The organism is Nitrospirota bacterium, assembly GCA_040756155.1.
Lineage (GTDB): Bacteria > Nitrospirota > Thermodesulfovibrionia > JACRGW01 > JBFLZU01 > JBFLZU01.
Map to the genome: position 1 here is coordinate 1 of JBFLZU010000103.1, position 4587 is coordinate 4587.

A 4587-nucleotide genomic window follows, 5' to 3' on the forward strand; every position below is an offset into this window, starting at 1 on the left:
TATTGGGAAACCAAAGTCAGGGCTTTTATGCAATCTGTAAGGTATCGCAAAAAATAAGGAGATTATTTTTATTTTAATTTCCGCTAAGGATACTTTTTTCTCTTGACAATAGGAGGCCTTATAAGTGACAATAGGAGGCCTTATAAGTGTTAGGTGCCGGCGGATCTGGTGGACGCTCTAGTGCCCATCGGGGTACTCGCAGGAACATCTTTTTAGACTGCTCGTCTGTGAGTACACCAGCCTCGTGGAGAGCTCGGATCTCAAACCCTGATTGTCTGGCTCCATGAAGGTAGTGGGATACCTCGAGAATAGCGGCAAGCCCAAATAGCAGGCCAATCACCGTACCGCTTTCATTCTTTAAGGCGTCGGGGCTTTTAAAGAGAAGCGCCGTTGCCAACCCTGCAAAGGCCAGTGCCAGATTTCCCGATCCCTCCTTAAGATAAACGAATCTTTCTCGCTGGCTTTTGACGTCTGCCCTTACATCTTTGTCTGCGATCTTCGTATTTATCATGGATAGCCTATTTCTATGTTCGTTATAGGCTTCCGCCCAACTTGGCAGCCGGAGTACCAAGAGAAACTTAAGGGGTTGAGGGCTAGGACTATGCAGGCCAAAACTTTCGCCGAAAATCTGTAGTCCGAGGCCAAGCAGGTAACACACAGGAATAATGATCACGTAGACCACCACTTGAATTGGCCCCTCCAGTTTCATGTCGGGTACAATGGGGAGTTGGTTGACGCCAAACAAATGAAGGAAGGTAAGAAGGACAATAAACCCTGGTGTGACCTTGCCAAGCACATCCCTCATAAAGAATCGCTCATACAGGATCTTTGCTAAGTCGCTCATGGTTTCTCTCCCCTGTCGATCACGAAGTGTTTTGGGAAAAACGTCGATTGGCACCTAACGCCGGAACTGTGCGGCGGCTATCAGCCGTCCGCACGAGTGATTCGTTAGACAGTCATGTTTTACTTATTCATAGATAATATGTTGCGTATCTTTTCAATGTCTATTTTGTTGATCGCAATGTCTAAAGCTTCATTAAGTGCATCAATTCCAGAATTCGTACCTTTCCAATTTGTCCTCTCAGCAGTTCCGGTTACCCTGTAGTATTCTATTGTTTTGTTTTTTATCGTATCTTTTATAAATATATTCAAATCTACATTAGCCACCCACGAACCAGAAAGCCCGCCATGCTTGTCCAAATTAAATGTTATTATCTCTCCCCCCACTGCATACATAAAGGTTTCTGTTTTTTCATTAGAGGAAATCATAATTCCATTTTTCTCAAGATAATATCTAAGTTTTTTTGTCACCAATTCATTTATAGGTCGCTCTGTATCAATACTCCAACCGGTAGCATGATACAATAAACCTTGAAATCCTGTAACAGACCTGACCAATTTAGTGCTTTCCCTTTTATCTTCTAACAACAAAAGAGTAACTTTTGGTGAATTACTGGAAAATGTATAATTTTTCTCCTCTTCAGTAATATTGTAGGTTGATGTTGGTGGGGCAATTGCAGAAGTAATTAATGTTTCAGCACATCCAAAAAGTAACAAGCTAATAACTATTAATAACGCACATAATAATTTTTTTCTCAATTTGCCCCCCTTTTTTAGCTCCTCATTTCAAATAAGTCGCACCTGTGACATATTTCGTCTGTTTGCTCAATGCCGTCTATGTTGATGATTTGTGGCGTGCCTGTTTTTGTTTCAGGGATATCAAATGCTGCTTTTTTCATGATTTCATTATTTCGATTTGGGCATCGTGCTGTATCAAAATATTTGCAGTTTAAATGTGTTTTCTCTTGCGACATTGCTTACTCTCTAATGCTGGTATTGCCTAACAAGTTATTAGACACGATTTATATCCTTCATAATTTCTCGATACGCAATTCCATGAAACTTCTTAACCAACATTGATAACCCCTCAATAGATATCTCAATCTTAAAAACATCAGAACTATCTCTTTGGTCTTTGTCATAGAACTTAACAGTGGTTTTTTTCTCAAACTCAAATTCGTCTTTCCGATGATCAAGATCGTGCGGTACGTTTATTGAAATATTTCCATGCCCCAGCGCATTTCTCATCCTACGTATTGTGTATTTTATTGAAGGTTTCAGTTTCTTTGGCGAATTGTATTTAACGCCAACAAACCCCCATTCAGCAGAGGCATCCTTTATATAATCTTCTGGAAGCAGATCATACCATCGTTCTTTACTAAGCAATATGCTACAATAAAGATACCCGAAGATTGACCCAAGGCAATATGGAACTGAATGTTCTGTATATTTAGTTTTCTTTAGCCATGCTTCATAAAACTCTCGAACTGTTATATCCTTTATTCTTTTATCAAAGATAGCTACCGATATATTTCTCAAAAAATTTAATGAATACATGCTCCCAGAAATAATGTCCATTGCAATCTTGTCGATGTCCCTATCGAATGTAGGCATGACAATTATCCTTCCTTGGAATTAATCATGTGTCTAACAAATAATTATACACTTTCTGTCTTTTACCAGAACTGAGCCTGAAAATCAAGCAAAAACAATAAAATGTTGACAAAAAATATAAAACTGCATATATTATTTCCGACTAACATTACTTTTTGCATGATAGACAGAAAAGAGGATATTTCTGAATGATTAATATCCCAAATGAATTATGGTCCAAATATGGAATGATTTTGGCTAAGAAGACTATTCCTGTTTCATTTCATAATCATTATAAGAAATGGCTGCGATACTATCTTGACTACTGTCATAAATATAAACAACCCTACTCTGACAGCCAATCCCTTAAGAAATTTATAGAGAAGCTGCGGGAGAAGAATCAGTCTCCTGATCAGCAAAAGGAAGCTGTTCAGGCTGTGTCGGTTTATTATGACATGCTGGAGGCAAGTGATTCTGTGAGGCAGTTACGACCCGACAATCAGACCACCCCTCACCCCAACCCTCTCCCCATGAGGGACGAGGGAAAGATAGGGGATGAATGGAAGAAGGCGCATTTGTTGACGGCCTGCTGGAAAAGAAATATAAGGATTGCGGCAAGGAACTCATTTGGCAGTGGTTTTTCCCGGCAAAATCGCTGACCTTCGTGCCTAATGAAAAGGGGTACAGAAGATACCATCTATACGAGACCCATGTTCAGAGGGCGATTAAGGATGCAGTCAGAAAGGCGGATATTATGAAGAGGGTATCGTCCCATACCTTCCGCCACAGCTTTGCCACTCACCTGCTGCAGGCGAATTACGATATACGCACAATTCAGGAATTACTCGGGCACAGCGATGTCAGGACAACAATGGTCTACACGCATACCATCAAGAGCAGCACCCTGAAAGAGGCAAAGAGCCCACTTGATTTTTAAATAGTTTTGACACCCATCTCCTTAAAAACTGCTATGATATAAGAACGATTCAGGAACTCCTTGGCCACAAAAATCTCCAGACAACAATGATCTATACCCATGTGGCTACAAAGAATATTCTTGGTGTAAACCCCGTTAGAAGACTCCGCCTTCTAACGGGAAGGCTCACACGGGGCATTAACCCCGTGTTCGCTCAAAAAGGAAAATTATTTTCATCCCTGCTGCAAGCAGCGGGGCATTCTAACGGGGTAAAGAGCCCGCTCGACAGATAAATGGAGATTTCTATCTCTATTTTTAGAGATTATAAAGTCATACAGGGAAAGAATGTGGTATAATACTCTGAGTGGTATAATACTCTGATATGAATGGTGAAATGCCTGTTATATTAATTGTTGATGATGAAGAGGCTGTAAGGGAATCGCTCCAGTTAATCCTTGAAGATAGATATACAACATTAACCGCTACAAATGGAAAGGAGGCTATAGAGCTTATCGAGAAAAATGATGTGGATATTATTCTTCTTGACCTCTCGATGCCTGTGATGGATGGTAGAGAGGTTCTCAATAGACTCAAAGATATTGCTCCTGATATTGATGTTGTGGTGGTCACTGCTATAAATAGTATTAAGGAAGCAGTAGCATGTATCAGGCATGGTGCATATGATTATATTAGCAAACCCTTTGAATCCGATGAGATACTCTCTGTTGTCAGTCGTATTATTGAAAAACAGCGATTAAAAAATGAAGTGGAATATCTTCGCTCTGAGATAGAAAGGATATGGGGCTTCGGTGACATAATAACCAGAAACCAAAAAATGTTAGAGATATTTAGGATAATCAAGAATGTAGCCTCAGCATCTACGAGTATATTAATTTCAGGAGAGAGCGGAACAGGCAAAGAGCTTATTGCAAGATGCATACATAAAGAAAGCCCGAGATGTAAAGAGCCATTTGTAGCCGTAAACTGTGCAGCCATTCCCTCTGAACTTATGGAGAGTGAATTTTTTGGTCATGAGAAAGGTGCATTTACAGGTGCATATACGAAGATGATAGGTAAGTTTGAATATGCAAATGGTGGGACAATATTTCTCGATGAGATATCAAGTCTCAGGCTTGATCTCCAGGCAAAACTCCTGAGGGTTCTTCAGGACATGGAGATTACAAGGATAGGGAGTTTAAAACCAATAAAGGTAGATGTCCGCCTTATTACTGCTACGA

General features: G+C 40.2%; 7 protein-coding genes and 1 pseudogene. 4 read left to right on the forward strand and 4 right to left on the reverse strand.

The window, feature by feature from the left end; all coding sequences use genetic code 11:
• Nucleotides 1-118: 118 nt before the first annotated feature.
• The 4 genes from AB1488_09955 to AB1488_09970 all read right to left on the reverse strand — a co-directional run bounded on the left by AB1488_09955 (nt 119) and on the right by AB1488_09970 (nt 2454).
• Nucleotides 119-844, reverse strand: a complete 726-nt coding sequence (locus tag AB1488_09955; GenBank protein ID MEW6410415.1) for a hypothetical protein — start codon at nt 842-844, stop codon at nt 119-121.
• 119 nt (nt 845-963) lie between these two features.
• Complete coding sequence (locus tag AB1488_09960; GenBank protein ID MEW6410416.1) at nt 964-1599, reverse strand: hypothetical protein; 636 nt, start codon at nt 1597-1599, stop codon at nt 964-966.
• Between the two features lie 14 nt (nt 1600-1613).
• A complete protein-coding gene (locus AB1488_09965) occupies nt 1614-1739 on the reverse strand; it encodes a hypothetical protein (GenBank protein MEW6410417.1) in 126 nt (41 codons plus the stop codon).
• Between the two features lie 112 nt (nt 1740-1851).
• Complete coding sequence (locus tag AB1488_09970; GenBank protein MEW6410418.1) at nt 1852-2454, reverse strand: HEPN family nuclease; 603 nt, start codon at nt 2452-2454, stop codon at nt 1852-1854.
• 538 nt (nt 2455-2992) lie between these two features.
• Between AB1488_09970 and AB1488_09975 the strand changes: the two genes are divergently transcribed.
• From AB1488_09975 to AB1488_09990, 4 genes and pseudogenes are all read left to right on the forward strand, one after another.
• Nucleotides 2993-3370, forward strand: coding sequence for a tyrosine-type recombinase/integrase (locus tag AB1488_09975; protein ID MEW6410419.1), 378 nt, complete (start codon nt 2993-2995; stop codon nt 3368-3370).
• A 14-nt stretch (nt 3371-3384) separates the two neighbouring features.
• Nucleotides 3385-3468, forward strand: a pseudogene (locus tag AB1488_09980) (tyrosine-type recombinase/integrase).
• 3 nt (nt 3469-3471) lie between these two features.
• Nucleotides 3472-3642, forward strand: a complete 171-nt coding sequence (locus AB1488_09985; protein ID MEW6410420.1) for a hypothetical protein — start codon at nt 3472-3474, stop codon at nt 3640-3642.
• 89 nt (nt 3643-3731) lie between these two features.
• A partial coding sequence (locus AB1488_09990) for a sigma-54 dependent transcriptional regulator (protein MEW6410421.1) occupies nt 3732-4587 on the forward strand: 856 nt, incomplete at its 3' end.